The sequence below is a fragment of the Tenacibaculum sp. E3R01 genome, from assembly GCF_003318185.1.
Classification (GTDB): domain Bacteria; phylum Bacteroidota; class Bacteroidia; order Flavobacteriales; family Flavobacteriaceae; genus Polaribacter; species Polaribacter halocynthiae.
On the sequence record NZ_QOCC01000018.1, the window covers coordinates 97,206 to 118,405 of the forward strand.

A 21,200-nucleotide genomic window follows, 5' to 3' on the forward strand; every position below is an offset into this window, starting at 1 on the left:
TTCTATATTTTAAAATTCCATTTTTTGTTAGTAACATATTGTAAATTTCCATTTTTCACTTCTAAAGGACTCTCAAAATTGTTCGTAAATAAACTTCCAGTTCCTAATCCTTGGGGTAATGGATTATTTAATGTAAACGTCCATTGAGCTATAGCATTCAACCCTATATTACTTTCTAACGCACTTGTTATCCAGTTACCGGCGTTGTATTTTTCTGCTATCTTAATCCATTCATTACTACCTTTTATACCACCTACCAAACTTGGTTTTAAAATAATGTATTGTGGTTGTATAGTTTCAATACATTTTTGCTTTTTTTCTTTTGAAAAAACGCCAATTAATTCTTCATCTAGAGCAATTGGCAAAGGTGTTTTTTTACATAAGTTAGCCATTTCTTGCCATTGTCCTTGTTTAATAGGTTGTTCAATAGAATGCATTTTTAATTCAGATAATCTTTGCAATTTATCTAATGCATTTTCAGGTTTAAACGCCCCATTAGCATCAACACGTAGCTCTATTTCATTAGGAGAAAACTCTTTTCTTATCGATTTTAACAATGCGATTTCTGTTTCAAAATCTATTGCCCCTATTTTCATTTTTATAGTAGTAAACCCTTGTTGCAACTTATCTTTAATTTGTTGTTGCATAAATGTTTTGTCTCCCATCCAAATTAAACCGTTAATAGAAATTTCACTTTTTCCTTCAGTGAAATTTGATGGAAATAATTCAAAAGGGTTAGAACTATTTAATGATAGAAATGCTTGTTCAAGTCCAAATTGGATAGACGGATATTCAATTAAGTTATTTAAGAGTTTTTCTACCCCTAAATTAATGTTTGCACATGCCCACTTTAATTTTTGTTCATAATCAAGAGTGTCATCTATACTCAACCCTCTAAACAAACCACACTCTCCATAGCCTTTCTTTCCCTCTTCTTCAAGAATTATAAACCACGTTTCTTTAGTTCTTAAAACACCTCGTGAAGTTCCACTTGCTTGTTTAAAATTTAACAGGTACTGTTTATAGTTTGCTTTTATCATTAGTTTTTTTCTACAAACTCTTTAAAATTAGTAAGATATTGTTGGTCTTGTTCCTGTAACTTCCCTTTCACAAATGGTAACATACATCCTAAAATAAACCCTGTACTTTTACAGTTTGCCTTTAGCTTAATTATAGTATTACCTCCATTACTTTCAAATATATAGTCGTCTGTTTTAAGCATTCCTCCTCCATTGAACATTAACTTTACTTTTTTATTCGGTTCATATGCTAACACCTTTTCTTCTAGAGTCATTTCTTGCCCTTGACTTATCACTGTAACTGCGTAGGTACTACCTACCATTCCATCAACTTTATTGATTTCTTTAATAGATTTAATTTCAGGAATCCATTTTGATAAATTTTCATCATTATTAAAAATAGCAAAAACTTCTTCTACTGGTTTGTTAATAGTTACTTTAGATTCATAATTTAATTCTTTAATTATTAACCCTGTAGCAAAAAAAGCAATAGACAATGTTATGATAATTCCTAAAATAATTTTTACTGTTTTCATGATAGTACTATTTATAAATTTATATTGTTATAGATTCTCCTATTGCTAACAAGGTTAATTCTTTGTCTTTAATTGAAAATTGTTTTTTAGCATCTTCTGTATTTATTTCTATTGGAGGAAATGTATTAAAATGACATCCAATAACTTTATTACATTCTACTAAATCACATGCTATAATTGCATCTTCAACTCCCATTGTAAAATTATCACCTATTGGAAAAATAGAAGCTGTTAATTTTGTAGTCATCGGTATTAATTTCATATCCATTGTTACTGCTGTGTCTCCTGCAATGTATAAAGATTTATTCCCTGAACTAATTACAAAACCTCCTGGTTGACCTCCATAAGTTCCATCAGCAAAAGATGAAGTATGTATTGCATTTACATATTTAGCAGAAAATTTATCAGTTTTAAATGTACCTCCATGGTTTACAGGATGCCCTTTTAAATTCTTTGCATTATAATACATTACTATTTCATAATTAGAAACAATAGTAGCATCCGTTTTTTCCGCTATCAACTCAACATCTAATACATGATCTTGATGTGCGTGTGTTAGTAAAATATAATCAGCTTTTATTGTTTCAATATCTATATGAGTTGCTTGAGAGTTTCCTGTTATGAATGGATCAACAAGTAAATTGGTTCCATTTATTTCTATACCAAAACAAGCATGTCCGTAAAAAGTAATATTCATTTTTTTATTTTTTTCTTTTATTTCTCCATCTTTTAAACAAATAAAAAACTAGAGATATTAATAATATGAATGGCCAAATATTAATTATAAAAATTAAAAATGTTTTTAAATTTTTAAAACCATTTTTAAAAGCTTCAGAAATATTTTTACCAAAATTAGTTTGACTAGAAATTGTTTTATAAAAAGTGATATTTAATGTAGAGAATGATACTTGGTTTTGTAAATATTTTAGTTTTCCTTCAGCAACTTCAATATCTTCTCTTAATTTACCTATTTCTTTTTCTACTTCTAAAATTTCTTTTACGCTTTTAGCCTTTTTAAGAATTTCTAAATATCTTTTCTCTAACTCTTTTTTGTTTTTTAATCGAGCTTCTACATCTAAAAATTGTTCTGTAACATCTTTAATTCTAATATTTTTTTGATCAAAACTCTCAATTCCTTCAGAAATATCTTTTAATAAAGCATCAAAATTAGTGGCCGGAACCCTTATATTTATCACTGTACTTTTTCTATCAGATGAATTATATTCATTATCCGTTGAAACATATCCTTTATACTTTTTTACAGCTTGAAGAATTTTAGCTCTCGTTTTTTTCAAATAAACTACTTCAAATTCAATAGAACCATTTTTAATTAATTTCCGCTCCTCTGAAGGAGTTTCAGAATGATTTTTTTCTACTTTTAAAAGATTTCCTTGTACAGAATAATCTTCATCAAAAGCAATTTCCGAATAACCATAGCTAATTTTTTCGTTATCCTTACAACCAACAATAAAAATAAATAAGACTATTAATTTTAAAAATGTTTTCACAAAACTCGTTTTTGTTTAAATTTACAAAACTTGTCCTAATCCAAAAAGGATGGCAAATAAAAATGTGCTTAAAGCTACTTTTTTCAATTCTCCATCTAATAACACTTCCTCTTTATTTTTCATCACAAAAATCAAATGCTTTATTAATGGAATATACGCTACTATAAATAAAAATTGAAATGGTGATTGATATTGTATTACTGTGTATAAGAAAGTAAATAAGAAAGAACTAACTAATAAACTATAGTGATAATATTTTGCTGATTCAGCTCCTAATTTAACAACTAGTGTATTTTTATTTGATTTTGCATCATTTACTCTATCTCGCATATTGTTTAAATTCAACACTGCAGTGCTTAATAAACCAACAGTAAAAGCTGGTAAAAAAATGACGAAGTTTAACTCTTTTACATATAAAAAATAAGTACCTACTACTGATAATAAACCGAAGAAAATAAAAACGAAAACATCTCCAAATCCGCTATACCCATAAGCAGATTTACCTACTGTATATTTTATTGCTGCTACTATAGATGAAACTCCAAGTGCAAAGAAAATTACAGAGTATAAAAAGTTTTCTTTTCCAAAAGCCTCATAAATAAGTAATAAAGCGATCACTAACGTTATAATCGCAGTAATAATCATTGCTCTTTTCATTTGTTTAGGTGTAATTACTCCAGATGACACCATTCTTGCTTCACCTTTTCTATCGTTATCAGTTCCTTTAATACCATCTCCATAATCATTAGCAAAATTAGACAATACTTGAAAACCTATGGTAGTTAAAATTGCTAACCAGAAAATGCTAGTCAACCAAAAAGAACTCTTTACACATGAAGTGTTATTCAAAAAAAACATTTCATATCCTATTGAAGCTCCAACAATAATTCCTGATACTGATAATGGCAAAGTTCGCAGGCGTGCTGCTTTTATGTAGTTTTTCATTTATCCAATATAATTTTCAAAGATAAATATTTACACCTAAAAAAAGGAAGACTACATCTTCCTTTTTATCATTCCTTTTTATTCTATTTTTATTTATTTATCATAACATCGAAACTAACCTTTTTTCCTGGAGAATCTATTATAAAAGCTCTTTCTTGAATTAAAATATTATCTCTGAACATTTGTATATCAATTGAGTAATTTCCAAAGTTTTTGGTAGTTTTATCTTGATATTCTATACCTAAACTAGCAGCAAAATTAATTTCTCCATTGTATGATTTTTTAAAAGGTAAACTTCCAACATCATACGTATCATCAAATTTAAAAAAACCTGACTCAATAAATACTGTTCTTATTTTTGCCTGATGATTAGTATCATTACTATTTACTTTAAAAGTAACTGATGAAAAATCACTTTCATCTAACGAGAAATCTACATCGTTACATGAAAGAAGAAATAAACACAGAAGGGTGTAAAAGTATTTCATTTTGTATATTATTTTGATTATTAGCTTACACTAATAACAAAGTTTATACCATAAAAACATATACATAAGAGTACAATACACTTTTAAGAAAGTTTTATATCTTAAATAGAATTACTCTATTCTAATGAAGTCATTTTTGCTTTAAAACTTGGTTGATATTCTATTTTTTCTTCCCTTTTTCTATATTTCCATATTATTTGTCCTAATTGAAAAATAATCTTAAATGAATCTTTCATTGATAATTTTGAACCATCAACATGGATCCATCGTTTTAAAGGTTGTTCACATATCATTTTTTTAGCTTTCTCTAAACTAAAAGTTTTTCTTAATCGAATAAATAATTCTACATCAAACAACCATTTAGTTAAAAACTTTTCACTAAACAGTAATCTTACCACATCTTTTCTAAATATTTTAGCACCACATTGAGTATCTTTAATATCCATAGATAAGATTTTTCTTATAATATAGTTTATCATTAAACTTATAAGACCTCTAGCAGAATCTTTAGCAATATTTGCTCCCATTCTTTGAATTCTAGAACCACTTACTATCTTATAATCTGAATTTTCAATTGTTACCACTAAATCTTCAAAATCATTAAAATCAGTAGATAAATCTGCATCTAAAAAACCAACATAATCTAAAGCTTTATAACGTTGTAAGTACAGCATTCCCTGTCTTACTGCTTCAGCTTTCCCACCATTCTTTTCACAATTATATATTGTTATATAATCTTCTCTTCCTACTTTCAACTCTTCTAAAACCTCTAAAGTTCTATCAGAACTTCCGTCATTTACAAAACATAAATAATACCCTGAATAATTATCTAAAACCTTTAAAAATTCATCTTTTAATAATCTATCTTCTTCATTATAACAGGGAATTACAACACCAACTACTCTTTTCTGAATAATTATATTTTCATTAAAATTTGTATTGCTTTCTTGTAATTCCGGTACTCCAATTAAACGTTTAGTTCTTACGCAGATTTCATTTAAACTAATTGGTTTTTTCATGTAATCATGGATTCCTAAATCAAAACCTTTAACTACATCATTATTATCAGTACTTCCCGATAATATCATTATTTTTGATGTTGATTTTTTATTTTTTTTAATATGTTTAAGAATGTCAAATCCAGAAATTATAGGCATATTAATATCTAATATTACAAGATCTGGACTAAACGAATCAAATAATTTAATTCCATTAAATCCATTTGTTTCCGTTTTCACTTCATAGCCTAATTTTTTTAATCTCTTTTCAATTGGTAATAAAACTAATTCTTGGTCATCAATAATAAGTATTTTCATGTTTCTTTTTTTATAGGGACGGGTTATATTTATTTTTATAACTTATTATATAAGAAATAAGTTATTTTTACTAATCAAGTTTTTATTTTAAATCTACTTCACTAATAATAGTATTAAACGTATCTAAATACATTTGTGCTATTTTAGACATTGGGTATTTGGTAGCTGCTTCATAATTGGCTTTTCCTAATGACATTCTGTAAGTATCATCTTTAATTATTTTATTTAAAGCCGTAGCTAAACTACTTGCATCTTCAGTTTCAAAATATTCAGCTTTATATCCTTCTTGTTCAGATAACGTTGCTAAATCATCAATGTTTGGCATCACAACTGCTCGTCCATAACTACCCGCTTGATGCAATACCCCTGAACTGCCAGTTGTAGAAGTATAAGGAAAAACAACAACACTACTTTCTTCAAATAACTTAGGAACAGCACTTTCTTCAACATAACCTGTAAAAACAAGCTTAGGTACATGCTTAAATGTTTCTTTTACCTTTTTTAAATATCCGGGAACATTTGGGTTATCAGTACCAGCTATAATAATTTCTAAATCTATTTCTTCTGTTGCTCTTAATTTCTCAACAGCTTCAATTAATACTTCTACCTTTTTATATGTGCCAAATTTTCCGAAGGTCATTATTTTTTTTGGTCCTTTAGGAATGCTATAAGAAGGCTCAGTTAGTTCTTCAAAAGTTCCATGTGGTATACACTTAATATTAGTAGCTTTATATTTATCTTCTATTATTCCAACGTATTTATTAATAGTTACCGTAACGACATTAGCTTTTAAAATGAGCTTTGTTAAAACTGTACCAATATAATTATATATAGAAGCAAGTGTTTTATTACCAGTAAAACCGGCTTTATTCAAATCTACCTTTTCTAAAATATTATGTAATAATACTATAGTAGGTATTTTTTTTAATTTAAAAATATAAGGTAGCGTTAAGCCTAATGCAGCAGGTATTTTTTTATCACCAAATTTCATGAACTGCAAATTAAGCAGTATAGCATCTGGTTTAGTTTTTTCAATAGCTTTAGATATAGTTAAAAAATTAGAAATTTTATTAAACTTCCAACATTCTACTACAGATATCTTACATCCTTTTTCTTTAAAATCAATAATCTTAGCTTCTTTGGTAACATCTGTTAGCAAAATAAGCTCCGTTATTTCTTTTTTTACTCTAAAATTTTTCACCAAATAGTAACCATATTCATTTAAAGTTACCTTACTTGGTGGATAAGCAGTTATAATTGCTAGTTTCATAAATTATTTATAAGCATTTGGTTAATAATAAAACAAACCGAACGTCCCCCTATAAATCAATTATTCTAAACATAAAATATATAACTTTAATATTATGAATATACTTAAAATAAAGTAATTAGCAAAAAAACATTGTGCTAATTATTTAAAAATCAATTTATTTACAATTATTCTCACACTAAATATTAGTATCGTAGAACTTATTTTTTAACAAAAAAAGAGTTATTTTTAATAGGAAAGTTAGACTCTATAAATTTTCAAGCTACCAAATCTATTTAAATAGTATTTCAAAAACATACATAAGTTTGTAACTTAAAAATACTCACAAAATATTCTTTTCAAGAGTATTTTGTTTTAAGTTTTACTGATTTATAAAAAAACAAAAAAAGGTAAACACTAGATTAACAGACACTTAATGGATTTCCCTTAAAAATCTACGGGAAACCCCTTAAATGAATTAAGGGGCATACACCTATTTTACAAACGCTTAATTATCAGTAAATTAGATATATATTTTTTTAACATAAGTATTAACCAAATTTTATTATATGGCAAACATTACAATTAATCAAGATAGTATTATTAAAAAAGGGAGCATAGATGACATGCTAATTAAAGTTTTTAGATCGAGAAGTAACACCTTATTAAAAGATAAAGATATTGCACTTACTTTTTGTTATATCACAAAACTCAAGAAGTTTGATATTGTTCCTACTTATGAATTTTCTAATAAACTTAAAAATTTTATTAAATCAAACTTATCTGATTTTTTAATATTACAAGATTCAAAAGTTTATAGCTATTAAATTTCTAAAAGTCCCCCAAGAAAAAAGGCTGTCTTCATTTATAAGACAGCCTTTTTTATATTAACGGTTATATATTTTTATAATTTATTTGCTTCAGCAATTAACTCTGCAATGTCTTTAACCTCTATTTGGTTTTCTTTTTCCTTAAACTTAACTCCATCAGTCATCATTGTGTTACAATAAGGACATCCAGTAGCTATTATTTGTGGTTTAGTTTCTAATGCGTCTTCTGTTCTTAGAATATTAATGTCTTTATCACCTTTTTCTGGCTCTTTAAACATTTGTGCTCCACCTGCACCACAGCATAATGCTGTAGATTTATGACGCTTCATTTCAGTCATTTTAACTCCTAAACGACGAATTAATTCACGAGGGCTTTCATAAACATCATTTGCTCTTCCTAAATAACAAGGATCATGATATGTTAAACGTTTATTTTTTAAAATCTCATCTTCTATTGATAAGCGACCATCTTTTATTAATTTACTTATATATTGAGTATGATGAAAAACCTCATAATTGCCTCCTAAGCTTGTATATTCATTTTTTAAGGTATTAAATGAATGAGGATCACATGTTACAATAGTTTTAACTTCATAAGCATTCAACACTTCTATATTAGTCATTGCTTGCATTTGAAACAAAAACTCATTTCCAGCTCGTTTAGCAGCGTCACCAGTTGAACTCTCTTCTGTACCTAATACTGCAAAATCAACATTAGCTTGGTGTAATATTTTTACAAAAGCTTTTGTTATTTTCTTTGCTCTATCATCGTAACTTCCAGCTGCTCCTACCCAAAACAACACTTCTGGTTGTTTCCCTTGAGCCATCATATCTGCCATTGTTGGTACGTTCATATTGTAAATTATTAGTTTTTATTATTAATTTTAAATGCTCCTTTTCATTATTATAAAGTTTTTAATTAAGTTAAAACTTTACTCATCTTTCCAATTAAGTCTATCCATTTGACTATACTGCCAAGGTGCTCCATTATTCTCAATATTGGTCATCATCATATTCAACTCTTGAGGAGCCGCTGACTCTTCCATAACTAAATAACGACGCATTTCCATAATAATTGACAATGGATCAATTCCTATAGGACATTCTTGTACACATGCATTACAACTTGTACAAGCCCATAATTCTTCAGGGGAAATATAATCGTTTAATAATTGTTTTCCATCATCTTTAAATGTACCTCCATTCGCATCTATGTTTTTTCCAACCTCTTCTAATCGATCACGAGTATCCATCATTATTTTACGAGGAGATAATTTTTTTCCTGTTAAGTTAGCTGGACAAGACGAAGTACATCTACCACATTCGGTACAAGTATAAGCATTCATTAATTGTACCCAATTTAAATCAGTAACATCTGATGCTCCAAACTTTTCAGGCTCACCTTCTTCTTCTCCTTCTTCTGGCATTGCATAAGGGTCTGCATCAGGATCCATCATCATTTTAACCTCTTTAGTAACAGATTCTACATTTGTAAACTGTCCTTTAGGTTTTAAATTAGCAAAAAATGTATTTGGAAATGCTAATAATATGTGCAAGTGCTTTGAATAGTACAAGTAGTTTAAGAATATTAAAATCCCTACAATATGCAACCACCATGAAACTTTTTCTATAGTGTGTAATTCTTCATGTGAAAAACCATTAAACCAAGGTGCTATAAATTGTGAAATAACATTTCCGGTTCCTGCTTCTTGAAAAGCAACATCAGTTGCGTTCATTATTAAAAATAATGACATTAAAACCATTTCAAAATATAGAATGATATTCCCATCATTCTTTGGCCATCCTTTCATTTCCTTACTCCAGAAACGCTTTACCTTTTCAATATTTCTACGGAACCAAAAAACAATAACAGCAACAAAAACTAAAAGTGCTAAAACCTCAAAATTCCCAATTAAAAAACCATATACAGTATCACCCAATATTGGTTGAAAAACACGATGCGTTCCAAATAATCCATCGATAACTATTTCAAGCATTTCAATGTTAATCAGAATAAACCCTACATAAACTACTACGTGTAGAATTCCTGATACAGGTCGGCGAACCATTTTATATTGACCTAAAGCTATTTTAGCCATATTTTTCCATCGCTCTGGTTTTCTATCAGTTCTGTCAATATCTTTACCTAATTTAATATTTCTGATCAGCTTTCGAACATTCATTACAAAATATCCTATACCTGCTATTAAAATAATTGCAAAAAAGATGTTTGGTACGTAATTTTCCATGTATTATTTGTTAGTTTTATTGATGATTCCAATTATCGTCTTCAGAGCTGTTAGGTGATAAACCTAAAACATCTCCTTTTGTAGAAACTCCTAGTCCTAAAACCGTTCTGTTAGCATAATTAAAATAGCTAACCACTTGATTTATTTCAAGAATTTCTCCATCAGTTAATCCTTTATTTCTCAGTTTTTCTATATGTTCTTCTATTAACTTATTAGGTTCTAAAGTCAATTTCTTAGCATACTTTAATCCTTCAATATACTTATGATCTAGAATAGACTCATAACTATTTAACTCAAGTTGTTTTCTTATAGAGTCAGATTTTTCGTCGTCCTTTAATAACTTTTTCAATCCTAAAAAATGATGCTCAATACAGTAATCACACTTATTTAATATACTAACATAAACTCCTAGTGTTTCTAAATACCATTTAGGAAGTGTATTATTACTATTATGTAGTACGTTTTTATACAATGACATATGACCTACCATTGTATGTGGTCTTAAGCCATGAATTAACATAATGTTGTCTACATTATTATTAGGTCCAGTTACTTTTGAATATAACCTTTTTAATTTTCCTTGCGCTTCATTAAACGAAATTATTTTAATCCAACTCATTAAAAAGATAATATTTATTTAGTATTACTTATATTTTTCTTATTTTTTTCTTTATTAAATGGCTTAGCTTTTTTTCCAAATAATGAAAAATGTACAAATCGTTTTGGATTTAATTTTAACTCACGTAACAACTCTTCCATTTCTTTAGAAGCGTTTGTTAAGTTAGTATACATTTTTTCATCTGTCATTAATTTACCAAGAGTTCCTTTACCACTTTTAACATTTGATAATATAACATTAGCACTGGCTAATACCGTTTCAAGCTTCTTTACCGTTTGTGAAAGATTAGCTTTAGCTAATTCTTCAGACACTTTAGAAAAATTATCTGTTATTTTTTTAGCATTATTTAGAGTAGAATCTAAATTTGATCTATTACTAGTTACTAAATGATTTACTGATGCTAAAGTTTTTCGAACATCAGAAATAGTTCCTTCAAGTCCTAAAATACTTCTATTTAAACTTTCTCTTGACTTAGTATTAAGAACTTGATTTAAAGCATTTACCAAGGTATCAACACCAACCAATGTACTTTCTATTTTAGGGCTTAACTTTTCACTTAAAGAAGCTATAAGGTCTGACTCTACTTTTCCTTTTAGAAAATCTCCAGTTTTTGCTTCTTCGCCATCATAAAATGGTACAATAGCTAAATTTTGCCCCCCCATTAAACCAGCTGAATAAATCTTGGCGATACTATTTTTAGAAAATTTAAATTTATTTTCAAGAAAAATTTTAACAACTATTTTTCCTTTTCTTTCAGGATTAGAGCTAAAGTTTATTTCTGCAACTTTACCTACTTTTAATCCATTTATGGTTACTAAACTAGCTTGATTTAGTCCATTTATATTATCATATTCAACATAAAAATGTCTTGCATTTGGGCTAAAAAGATCTTGTCCTTTTAAAAAATTATACCCCCATACAAATAATGCTATGATTACAACTGCTACAATTCCTGTTTTTAACTCCTTAGACATCTAAAAAAATTATTACAAGCGAAAATAACAATTATTTTGGAGTTATTGGGCAGTTAGTATTTAATTTACTTTGTTTTTAATGCTTCTTTTATTGAAATCTTTTTTCCTCCTTTAAAGGCTACAACAAAAGCATCTTTATGTCCTGCCTTTCTTGCTTCAGACAAAAACTTTTTAATCTCTTGAAAAACAACAGTATTACCATAATAATATTTATAATACCCATCAATAAATAATGATTTTACGTTTTTCAATCCTTTTAAATTAAAATTATTTTTTGTTAGACTTCTTTTAGAAGCTGCAATTTGAACTTTAAACTCTATTAAAGATTTATTTATCTTTTGCTTTTTTACAACAATATTTTGAGTTTTCTTTTTATCTTTTTTAACTTTCTTTTTTGGTGTAACTATTTTTTCAGTAACTATTTCTTTTGGTGCTGGCTTCTTTTTAGCTACAATTTCTTTTTTAGTTTTTTCAACAATTACAGGTAGACTACCCCCAACTGTATTAATTTTTAATTGATTAACATACTTCTTTATTGCATCAGCAATGGCTTTTGCCATTTTTATTTGACCTCTTCTAGTATTTAAAAAACGGCCTTCAGCTTTATTAGTTAAAAAACCAAGTTCTACCAAAACACTAGGCATAATCGTTTCTCTTAATACTAAAAAGTTATCTTGTTTTACTTTCCTGTCAAACCTTTTTAAATTAGAAAAATTAGATTGAATATGACCAGCTATCGCTAAACTATTATCTAAGTTTTTTTCTTGTAACACTGATAAACCGATTAGTGATTCAGGAGAGTTTGGATTATAGTCATAATTTTGTTCGTAATTATCTTCGTATAAAATAGAAGCATTTTCTCTTTTTGCTATTTCTAAATTTCCGCTATTACCTCTTAATCCTAAAACAAAAGTTCCTGCTCCATGTGCTCTATCTTTAGAATATGAATCACAATGAATAGAAACAAATAAATCTGCTTTTTTGTTATTTGCTATTTTCGCCCTGTTATGTAATTCTACAAAAACGTCTTTTTTTCGAGTAAAAACAACTTTTATATCTCTAGATGTTAGTAATTCTTTACCTACATCTAACGCAACACGCAGTGCTATATTTTTTTCTCTATATCCGTTACCTAGATTACCTGGATCTTTCCCTCCATGCCCAGCATCAAGAACAACAACATACTTCTTTTGAGCGTTTACCGATGTAACGCACGTAAAAAAAGTAATTCCTATAAAAAATATAAAAGTTAAATTTTTGATATTATTTTTGGTGAATTTTAAGATTTTCATCAATAAATTTTAAGTAATTTTGACATTTAAAATTTGTTAACGCAAATAGTAAGCCATATATTTAATTAAACACAAAAATAGTATTTAATATATTGAAAACAAATCTAACTTACATACTTTTAGCTTTCTACCTTTTTTGTTTTCAATTAAGTAACGCTCAAGAATTTGGTAAAAAAGGGATTAGCTCTCAGAAACCTCAACAAAAAAAGGAGTTAAAAATTTCTAAAGACACTCTTTTTAATGTCAAAAAAGAAAGTAAATTAAAAAAAATCAAAGACTCAACCGTTACTGATTCAATAAAACCCAAAGAGGTTATTGATGGTATTATTACCCATGACGCTGAAGATTACACGATACAAAATGCAAAAAACAGAACTGTAACTTTATACAATAAAGCTAGAGTTACATACACCGATATAGATTTAAAAGCTGGTATTATTATTTTAGATTACAAGAAAAACACTTTGTATGCTAAAGGTATAAAAGATAGTTTAGGCTACCATCAAAGACCTGTTTTTAAACAAGGAGATCAAGAAAGTGAACAAGACTCTATCCTTTTTAATTTTAAAACAAAAAAGGCTTTAGTTTACGGAGTTAAAACTGTTCAAAGTGGTATAATTACTTATGGTGAAAAAACCAAACGGGTTAATGATTCAACGGTTTTTATGCGTAAACTTCGCTTTACAACTTCTAAAAAGAAAAATCCTGATTTTTATATTGCTACAAATAAAGCAAAGCTAGTACCTGGTAAAAAAATTATAGTTGGAGGAAGTCATTTAGTAATAGCAGACGTTCCAACTCCTTTATTTTTACCTTTTGCATATTTCCCTTTAGCAGATAAACGTTCTTCAGGATTTATTATTCCATCTTATGGTGAACGTTCTAACCAAGGGTTCTTTTTATCTAATGGAGGATATTATTTTGCTTTAAGTGATTATTTTGACTTAACTCTTTTAGGTGATATATATACTAATGGTAGTTGGGGACTTAGCAGTGACTCTGATTATTACGTACGCTACAAATTCAGTGGTAATTTCAGTGTTCGATTTGAAAATATTATTGAAGGAGTTAGAGGTTTAACCGGCTATAGTAAACGATCTAATTTCAATATTAGATGGAACCATAGTCAAGATTCAAAATCGAGTCCAAATTCTCGATTTTCAGCTTCTGTTAATGTTGGTAGTAGTCAATATTACAATCAATCTATTAACGAGTTAAATAACTCTCAACGATTAACAAACACTTTAAGTTCTTCTATATCATATTTTAAAAACTTTGTTGGTACTCCTTTTAATATGAATGTTACAGCTACACATTCTCAAAACACCAACAATAATTCTATTACTATGACACTTCCTTCACTACAAGTAAACATGGATAGAATTTATCCTTTTACTGGTAAAGGTGGTTTAAAAGATAACCCAATTCAAAAAATGGGAATTGGTTATAGTATGAGTGGAGAATATAGAATTAACACTACAGATGCAGAGTTTTTTAAACCTATGATGTTTAAAAAAGCAAATGCCGGAATTCAACATAACACAAGTGCAAATACTAATATAAAAGCTTTTAAATATTTTACTTTATCACCAAGTGTAAATTATAAAGATGTTTGGTATTTTAGAAAAATTAATAAACGTTTTGACCCTAATATACGTAATTCAAATGGTAATCAAGGTGCAGTTGTTAATGATACTATAAGTGGATTTAATCGTTTTAATGATTATAATTTTGGAGTTTCACTTTCTACTAATGTATATGGTACTTTTAACTTTAAAAAAGGAAGATTAAAAGCTATTAGACATACGTTTAGACCTTCAATTTCTTATGGTTACCGACCAGATTTTGCTAGAAATCATAACCTACAAGTACAACAAAGTAGCACCCCTAACGACTTATTAACTTACTCTCCTTTTGAGGGAGGGATTTATGGAACTCCAGCAAGCGGTGTATCAAATTCAATAGGTATTTCTTTAAACAATGTATTAGAAGCTAAAGTAGCCCCCAAAGATCCTGACAGTGATGAAGAAGACCAAAAAATTACTATTTTAAATAACTTGAATTTTAGTAGTAGCTATAATATTGCCGCCGATAGTTTACGCTGGAGCCCAGTACAAGCTAGTGCAGGTACTCGTCTTTTTAAAGATAAATTAGCAGTAAACCTTAACGCTACTCTAAACCCATATCAAGTAGACAGCAAGGGGAATTTAATTGACAAATTTAATTCTGATATATTTAGAATTACAAATGTTGGAATTAGTGCAAACTATTCTATTTCTAGTAGAGATTTTGACAAAAAAGAAGAAAAAAAAGGTGAAAATAAATCTGGAAATGGTGCTCAAAACACTCCTGATGTTTTTGGAGAAAACCTTCCCGCTACAAATGATTTCAGTTCTAACCCTAGCAATACTCAAAACAATTTAAATTCTGAAAATACTACAAAAAAAGCTAACTTATATAAAGCAAACATTCCTTGGAATCTTAATATAGTATATGCCGTTAATTACAGTAATAATGGTATAGTTAGTGGTATTGGGAATAATTCATTAATGTTTAGCGGTAATGTGGAATTATCTCCTAAATGGAAAGTAGGAATCAATTCTGGTTATGACATAAAAAGAAATGCCTTTACTAATACCACATTAAGATTTGCTAGAGATTTAGATAGTTGGAATTTTAATTTTTCTTGGACTCCTTTCGGTCAATTTGCTTCTTACAACTTTTTTATTGGTGTTAAGTCATCTGTATTAAGAGACTTAAAATGGGACAAAAACAAACCACCAGATAGGGTATTATTTTAAAACTAAACAAACACACATATAATTTCATGAAAAAAATAATAACAACAAGTAAAGCCCCAGCTCCTATTGGCCCATACAATCAAGCAGTATTAAGTGGAAACACCTTATATACATCAGGTCAAATAGCTTTCAATCCAGAAACTGGCGAACTAGTTTTAGATTCTATTGAACTAGAAACTAAACAAGTAATGGAAAATATGAGAGAAGTGTTAACAGCTGCTGAAATGACTTTTGAAAATGTTGTAAAAACATCAATTTTTATTTCAGACATGAACAATTTCTCTAAAATTAACGAAGTGTATGCTACTTATTTCAATGAAAAAACTGCACCTGCAAGAGAAACAGTAGAAGTAGCTAATTTACCTAAATTTGTAAATGTAGAAATCAGTATGATTGCTATAAAATAATTACAGTTAAAATAAAAAAACTCCCTTCAAATAAGGGAATTTTTTTTTATTTTAATACTTTCTTTAAAACTTATAGTAATGCAGAATACTCTAATAAATCTACTATTTTAGTAGCGTATCCAAATTCATTATCATACCATGATATCACTTTAAAAAAGTTTTCATTTAACTCTAAGCATGCATCAGCATCAATAACAGAAGTTCTAGGTTCAGAAACAAAATCTTGAGAAACTACTTCATCTTCGGTATAACCGATAATCCCTTTAAAATCTCCTTCAGAAGCTTCTTTTAAAGCTTTTAAAATATCTTTTAATGAGGTTGCTTTTTCTGTTCTAAAAGTTAAATCTACTAAAGATACATCAGCTACAGGAACTCTTACTGCCATTCCTGTTAACTTTCCCTTTAATTCTGGTATTACTTTAGTTACTGCTTTTGCTGCTCCAGTAGTTGTTGGTATTATATTATTAACAACTGACCTACCTCTACGCCATTTTTTATTAGGTCCATCAACAACATTCTGAGTTGATGTTGCAGCATGAACGGTAGTCATTAAACCTTCTTTTAACCCAAAATTATCATTAATTACTTTTGTTAAAGGAGCTAAACAATTTGTAGTACATGAGGCATTTGAAAAAACAATTTCATCATTGGTTAAATCAGCATGATTTACTCCCATAACATACATATTAGCATCTTTGGATGGCGCTGATATAATAACCTTTTTTGCTCCTCCTTTAATATGCAACATTGCTTTATCTTTATCTGTAAAAAAACCTGTTGATTCAATTACATAATCAGCCTCTACTTCATCCCATTTTAAATTTTCAGGGTTTCTATCAGCTGTTACACGTATAACTTTATTATTAACTATTAAATTACCGTCTTTAACCTCAACAGTTCCATTAAAACGACCATGAACTGAATCATATTTTAACAAATATGCTAAATAATCTATATCTAATAAATCATTTATTGCCACTACTTGAATATTATCTCTTTGAACGGCAGAACGGAACGCTAACCTTCCTATTCTTCCGAATCCATTAATTCCAATTTTTATCATTCTACTTTATTTATCTATTCACTTAAAAACAAAGTGAAAAGTTTTTTTTAAATTCTTTTGCTTTTAACTATTACAAATATAAAGCTTATAAAAATAAAAAAACTGATAGGAGTTAAATTCCTATCAGTTTTTAATAAAAGATTTAATAATACTTTATAAAGATGCAGAATACTCTACTAAATCAACTATTTTAGTTGAATATCCTATCTCATTATCATACCAAGAGATTATTTTTACAAAATTATCTGATAAAGCTATCCCTGCATTTGCGTCAAAAATAGAAGTTCTAGTATCACCTACAAAATCTTGAGAAACCACCATTTCTTCTGTGTACCCTAAAACACCTTTCATTTCATTTTCAGATGCTTTTAACATTGTTTTTTTAATATCATTATAACTTGCTTCTTTTTTTAACCTAACAGTTAAATCTACCACTGAAACATCCATTGTAGGAACTCTAAAAGCCATTCCTGTAAGTTTCCCTGACAGTTCTGGTATCACCTTCCCTACTGCTTTTGCAGCACCTGTAGACGAAGGTATTATATTATGCATTGCAGCTCTTCCACCTCTCCAATCTTTTAAAGAAGGTCCGTCAACTGTTCTTTGTGTAGCAGTTGAAGCATGTACCGTAGTCATTAACCCTTCTTCTATTCCAAAATTATCATTTAATACCTTAGCAACTGGAGACAAACAATTTGTAGTACATGATGCATTTGAAAAAATAGTATCAGTTTTTTTTAATTCTTTATTATTCACCCCCATTACAAACATTGGAGCATCTGGAGATGGTGCAGAAATAACTACTTTTTTAGCACCTCCTGTAATGTGCATTTTTGCTTTTTCTTTTAATGTAAAGAAACCTGTACTTTCAATAACATATTCTGCATCGACTTCATTCCATTTTAAATTTTCAGGATTACGTTCAGCAGTTGTTCTAATATGATTTCCATTAACAATTAATTTATTGTCAACAACCTCTACAGTACCGTCAAAATCTCCATGAACTGAATCATGTTTAAGCATGTATGCTAAATAATTTACATCTTCAATTAAATCATTTATAGCCACTACTTGTACATTTGTCCGTTTTACTGCAGATCTAAATGCTAATCTACCTATTCTACCGAATCCGTTAATCCCTATTTTTATCATAATATTTATTTAAGTCGTCATAATATCAGAAACTCGCAGGAGTTCCATATCTATATTTTGTATCCCTTTTATTGCTTTTTCTAAATCAGTTGCTATTACTTCATTGTTTTTTAAACCAACCATTAAGTTTGAATTACCATCTATTAAGAGCTCCACTGCCTTTACTCCTAACCTACTTGCTAAAACTCTATCAAAACAAGTTGGAGACCCTCCTCGTTGCATATGACCAAGCACAGAAACTCTTACCTCATATTCTGGTAAGTTCTCTTCAACATAATTAGCTAATTCATATACGTTTTTACCAGATTTATCTCCTTCAGCTACAACCACAATGCTTGATGACTTTCCAGATCTTTTACTCTTCTTAAGAGACTCAAGCATTCTATCTAGTCCTAAATCTTCTTCTGGAATTAATATTTCTTCTGCTCCAGCTCCAACTCCAGCATTTAAAGCTATAAACCCAGCATCTCTTCCCATTACCTCTACAAAAAATAATCGATCATGAGATGATGCTGTATCTCTTATTTTATCAATAGCATCCATTGCTGTATTTAAAGCTGTATCATATCCCAACGTGTGTGATGTTCCATGAATATCGTTATCGATTGTTCCTGGTATACCAATTACAGGGAAGTTATATTCCTTATTAAAAACAACTCCTCCTGTAAAGGAACCATCTCCACCTATCACCACTAACGCATCAATATTGTGTTCTAATAAGTTTTCATGAGCCTTTTTCCTACCTTCAGCTGTCATAAATTCTTTTGACCGAGCTGATTTCAAAATAGTTCCCCCTTTATGAATTATATTATTCACGCTTCTAGCTGTCATTAATGTAAAGTCTCCTTCAATCATTCCTTGATAACCTCTATAAACTCCTACACATTCCGTTCTGTAATAAGCACAAGCCCTAACTACTGACCTTATTGCTGCGTTCATTCCTGGAGAATCTCCTCCAGAAGTCATTACTGCTATTTTTTTTATTCTTTTTGCCATAAAATTATAGTATCAAATCTAGTTGTTTTTTAGAGCGGTTCAACAAAAAAAAACGAAACCGTTTTCGGTTTTAGTTATTAAAATCACACTATTTTATATTAAATATTTAAGTATAAATTTAAAAAAGAAAAATTAATTTATCTTCTTATTAATCTGTTAAAATAAATTATAATAGCTGCCTATCATTTTTAAGAATCCCTTTTTAGCTTTAATTTATTTTTTAAACTATTAAATAAAGTATTTTATCTTCATATTCTAATTGAAATAAAAAACGGCACAAAAAAACCCTTTATCTATTTACGAAAAAGGGCATATTAAACTTTACTATTTAAAAGAATGAAACTACTTAACTACTCTTTTAAAGTTATTTATTATTTCTTTTACCTTTATGTTTTGAAAAACTGTCGGGTACAATTCTTTGATTATAAAATTATATTCATAATCTATAGCTAACGCGTTTTTTAAATGTGTTAAACTGTACTCTTCTTTATCAAGAATCATAAACAAACCACATAAACGATATTCTATTTCAGCAAATTCTTTATATATTTTTTTAGCTTTAATCAATACAACCAATGCATCATTAAAATCACCTAAAAACAATAAAATATCTGCTAGAGCTACATATATTTCAATTTCTTTATCACCTAAATCTATACATTTGTAAAAGGCTTTTACTGCTTCTTCATAAAAATTTAGTTTCAAATTTATATCTCCATATTTCCTCCAATAAAGTGCATTTTCTTCATCTATTTGAATTGCTTTATTTACATAATATAAAGATTTAGGATAATTTTTATTAGTATAACATGCATTAGTTAACATCATCCATCCTCTATCTAATAAAGGATCTTCATGAACAGCCTTTTTATAAAAATGAATTGCTGTAGAAACGTTCCCTAATTTCTCATAACATTCACCAATTCTTATATATGCGTATGCAGTTGGATCATCTAACTCTAATGTTATTAAATAATTATCGATTGCATCTTCATATTTCTCAAGCTTTTCAAGCGTTTTAGCTTTTTCTAAATACCCACCTATAAAAGCTTCATCAATAATAACAGCATAATCAAAAGACTCTAAAGCTTTAGAGTACATCTTAATTTCAAAATATTGCCTTCCTAATTGATGCCAAGCAACTTCACTGTATGGGTTTTTATCTATATAACTATTTAAAAACTTTATTGCTTCTTCACTATTTTGTTCCATTTCAAAACAATAAACAATATTATAAAGTGATGAATAATCTTCATAGTCAACATCAATACACTTAGCAAAATTTAAACGAGCATTTTCATAATCATCTAAATATAGATACTCCATCCCCATCATAGACCAAATATCTTCAGGGCCTTCAACATATTCTAAAGATTCTTTTAAAACTGCGATTGCTTCTTTGTGTTTATTTTTTTTAGATAAAATCGTGGCTTTTTGTATAAATACTTCATCATTATGAGGTTCAACAGCTTCTATCTCTCCTAATAGTTGAATTGCTGACGGTAGCTCTCCATCAAAAATCAACAATTCTACTTGCATTAGTTTTAATTGGATTGAACTAGGGTGCTGTTCTAAACCTAACTTCACTGCTTTTTTTGCCAATGAGTGTTTACCAATGTTTAAATAATGTTCTATAATATACTCAAACTCTGTAGCATCGAAAAAATAAACGCTATTTGTTTTTAACATGGATTCAAATTTTGATACAGGCATAGGCTTTTGATTTGAATTATATATAAATTTACAACAACAACAA

The 21,200-nt window shown here is 28.6% G+C and carries 20 protein-coding genes; 3 read left to right on the forward strand and 17 right to left on the reverse strand.

What is annotated here, in order from left to right; genetic code table 11:
* Positions 1 to 2: 2 nt before the first annotated feature.
* The 8 genes from DS884_RS04915 to DS884_RS04950 all read right to left on the reverse strand — a co-directional run bounded on the left by DS884_RS04915 (position 3) and on the right by DS884_RS04950 (position 7,082).
* Positions 3 to 1,040 carry an o-succinylbenzoate synthase gene (locus DS884_RS04915; RefSeq protein WP_113785996.1) on the reverse strand — a complete coding sequence of 346 codons (1,038 nt, stop codon included), beginning with the start codon at positions 1,038 to 1,040 and terminating at the stop codon, positions 3 to 5.
* Complete coding sequence (locus DS884_RS04920; protein ID WP_093870766.1) at positions 1,040 to 1,555, reverse strand: SRPBCC family protein; 516 nt, start codon at positions 1,553 to 1,555, stop codon at positions 1,040 to 1,042. The genes DS884_RS04915 and DS884_RS04920 overlap by 1 nt, the downstream gene beginning before the upstream one ends.
* Positions 1,556 to 1,574: 19 nt before the next feature.
* Positions 1,575 to 2,252, reverse strand: a complete 678-nt coding sequence (locus DS884_RS04925; RefSeq protein ID WP_093870765.1) for a metal-dependent hydrolase — start codon at positions 2,250 to 2,252, stop codon at positions 1,575 to 1,577.
* Positions 2,253 to 2,256: 4 nt separating this feature from the next.
* A complete protein-coding gene (locus DS884_RS04930; RefSeq protein WP_113785997.1) occupies positions 2,257 to 3,063 on the reverse strand; it encodes a DUF4349 domain-containing protein in 807 nt (268 codons plus the stop codon).
* Positions 3,064 to 3,084: 21 nt separating this feature from the next.
* Positions 3,085 to 4,008 carry a 1,4-dihydroxy-2-naphthoate octaprenyltransferase gene (gene menA, locus DS884_RS04935; RefSeq protein ID WP_113785998.1) on the reverse strand — a complete coding sequence of 308 codons (924 nt, stop codon included), beginning with the start codon at positions 4,006 to 4,008 and terminating at the stop codon, positions 3,085 to 3,087.
* 89 nt (positions 4,009 to 4,097) lie between these two features.
* Positions 4,098 to 4,496, reverse strand: coding sequence for a hypothetical protein (locus tag DS884_RS04940; protein WP_113785999.1), 399 nt, complete (start codon positions 4,494 to 4,496; stop codon positions 4,098 to 4,100).
* Between the two features lie 116 nt (positions 4,497 to 4,612).
* Entirely contained in the window at positions 4,613 to 5,812 is a 1,200-nt protein-coding gene (locus DS884_RS04945; RefSeq protein WP_113786000.1) for a response regulator, read from the reverse strand.
* 82 nt (positions 5,813 to 5,894) lie between these two features.
* Positions 5,895 to 7,082 carry a glycosyltransferase gene (locus DS884_RS04950; RefSeq protein WP_093870760.1) on the reverse strand — a complete coding sequence of 396 codons (1,188 nt, stop codon included), beginning with the start codon at positions 7,080 to 7,082 and terminating at the stop codon, positions 5,895 to 5,897.
* Positions 7,083 to 7,630: 548 nt separating this feature from the next.
* On the opposite strand from DS884_RS04950, the gene DS884_RS04955 reads away from it, so the two are divergent.
* On the forward strand, positions 7,631 to 7,888 hold the full coding sequence (locus tag DS884_RS04955) for a hypothetical protein (RefSeq protein WP_093870759.1): 258 nt from the start codon (positions 7,631 to 7,633) through the stop codon (positions 7,886 to 7,888).
* A 77-nt stretch (positions 7,889 to 7,965) separates the two neighbouring features.
* Here DS884_RS04955 and DS884_RS04960 read toward each other — a convergent pair whose 3' ends face one another.
* The 5 genes from DS884_RS04960 to DS884_RS04980 form a co-directional block, all read right to left on the reverse strand.
* Positions 7,966 to 8,745, reverse strand: a complete 780-nt coding sequence (locus DS884_RS04960) for a (Fe-S)-binding protein (RefSeq protein ID WP_093870758.1) — start codon at positions 8,743 to 8,745, stop codon at positions 7,966 to 7,968.
* A gap of 78 nt (positions 8,746 to 8,823) precedes the next feature.
* Entirely contained in the window at positions 8,824 to 10,140 is a 1,317-nt protein-coding gene (locus tag DS884_RS04965; RefSeq protein ID WP_113786001.1) for a 4Fe-4S dicluster domain-containing protein, read from the reverse strand.
* Between the two features lie 16 nt (positions 10,141 to 10,156).
* Entirely contained in the window at positions 10,157 to 10,759 is a 603-nt protein-coding gene (locus DS884_RS04970; protein ID WP_113786002.1) for a carboxymuconolactone decarboxylase family protein, read from the reverse strand.
* Between the two features lie 14 nt (positions 10,760 to 10,773).
* Entirely contained in the window at positions 10,774 to 11,733 is a 960-nt protein-coding gene (locus DS884_RS04975) for an MlaD family protein (protein WP_093870755.1), read from the reverse strand.
* Positions 11,734 to 11,798: 65 nt separating this feature from the next.
* Entirely contained in the window at positions 11,799 to 13,025 is a 1,227-nt protein-coding gene (locus tag DS884_RS04980) for an N-acetylmuramoyl-L-alanine amidase (protein WP_113786003.1), read from the reverse strand.
* Between the two features lie 92 nt (positions 13,026 to 13,117).
* Here DS884_RS04980 and DS884_RS04985 point away from each other — a divergent pair, with 92 nt between their 5' ends.
* Positions 13,118 to 15,826, forward strand: coding sequence for a putative LPS assembly protein LptD (locus DS884_RS04985; protein ID WP_199488186.1), 2,709 nt, complete (start codon positions 13,118 to 13,120; stop codon positions 15,824 to 15,826).
* Between the two features lie 26 nt (positions 15,827 to 15,852).
* Positions 15,853 to 16,233: a Rid family detoxifying hydrolase gene (locus DS884_RS04990; RefSeq protein ID WP_113786004.1), complete on the forward strand. Its 381-nt coding sequence runs from the start codon at positions 15,853 to 15,855 to the stop codon at positions 16,231 to 16,233.
* Between the two features lie 70 nt (positions 16,234 to 16,303).
* Here DS884_RS04990 and gap (DS884_RS04995) read toward each other — a convergent pair whose 3' ends face one another.
* The 4 genes from gap (DS884_RS04995) to DS884_RS05010 form a co-directional block, all read right to left on the reverse strand.
* Positions 16,304 to 17,296: a type I glyceraldehyde-3-phosphate dehydrogenase gene (gene gap / locus DS884_RS04995; protein ID WP_093870752.1), complete on the reverse strand. Its 993-nt coding sequence runs from the start codon at positions 17,294 to 17,296 to the stop codon at positions 16,304 to 16,306.
* Positions 17,297 to 17,449: 153 nt separating this feature from the next.
* Positions 17,450 to 18,448 (reverse strand): type I glyceraldehyde-3-phosphate dehydrogenase, encoded by a 999-nt coding sequence (gene gap / locus DS884_RS05000; RefSeq protein WP_113786005.1) that lies wholly within the window; start codon positions 18,446 to 18,448, stop codon positions 17,450 to 17,452.
* A 9-nt stretch (positions 18,449 to 18,457) separates the two neighbouring features.
* Positions 18,458 to 19,444, reverse strand: a complete 987-nt coding sequence (gene pfkA, locus DS884_RS05005; protein WP_113786006.1) for a 6-phosphofructokinase — start codon at positions 19,442 to 19,444, stop codon at positions 18,458 to 18,460.
* 342 nt (positions 19,445 to 19,786) lie between these two features.
* On the reverse strand, positions 19,787 to 21,157 hold the full coding sequence (locus tag DS884_RS05010; protein ID WP_113786007.1) for a tetratricopeptide repeat protein: 1,371 nt from the start codon (positions 21,155 to 21,157) through the stop codon (positions 19,787 to 19,789).
* Between the last annotated feature and the right edge of the window lie 43 nt (positions 21,158 to 21,200).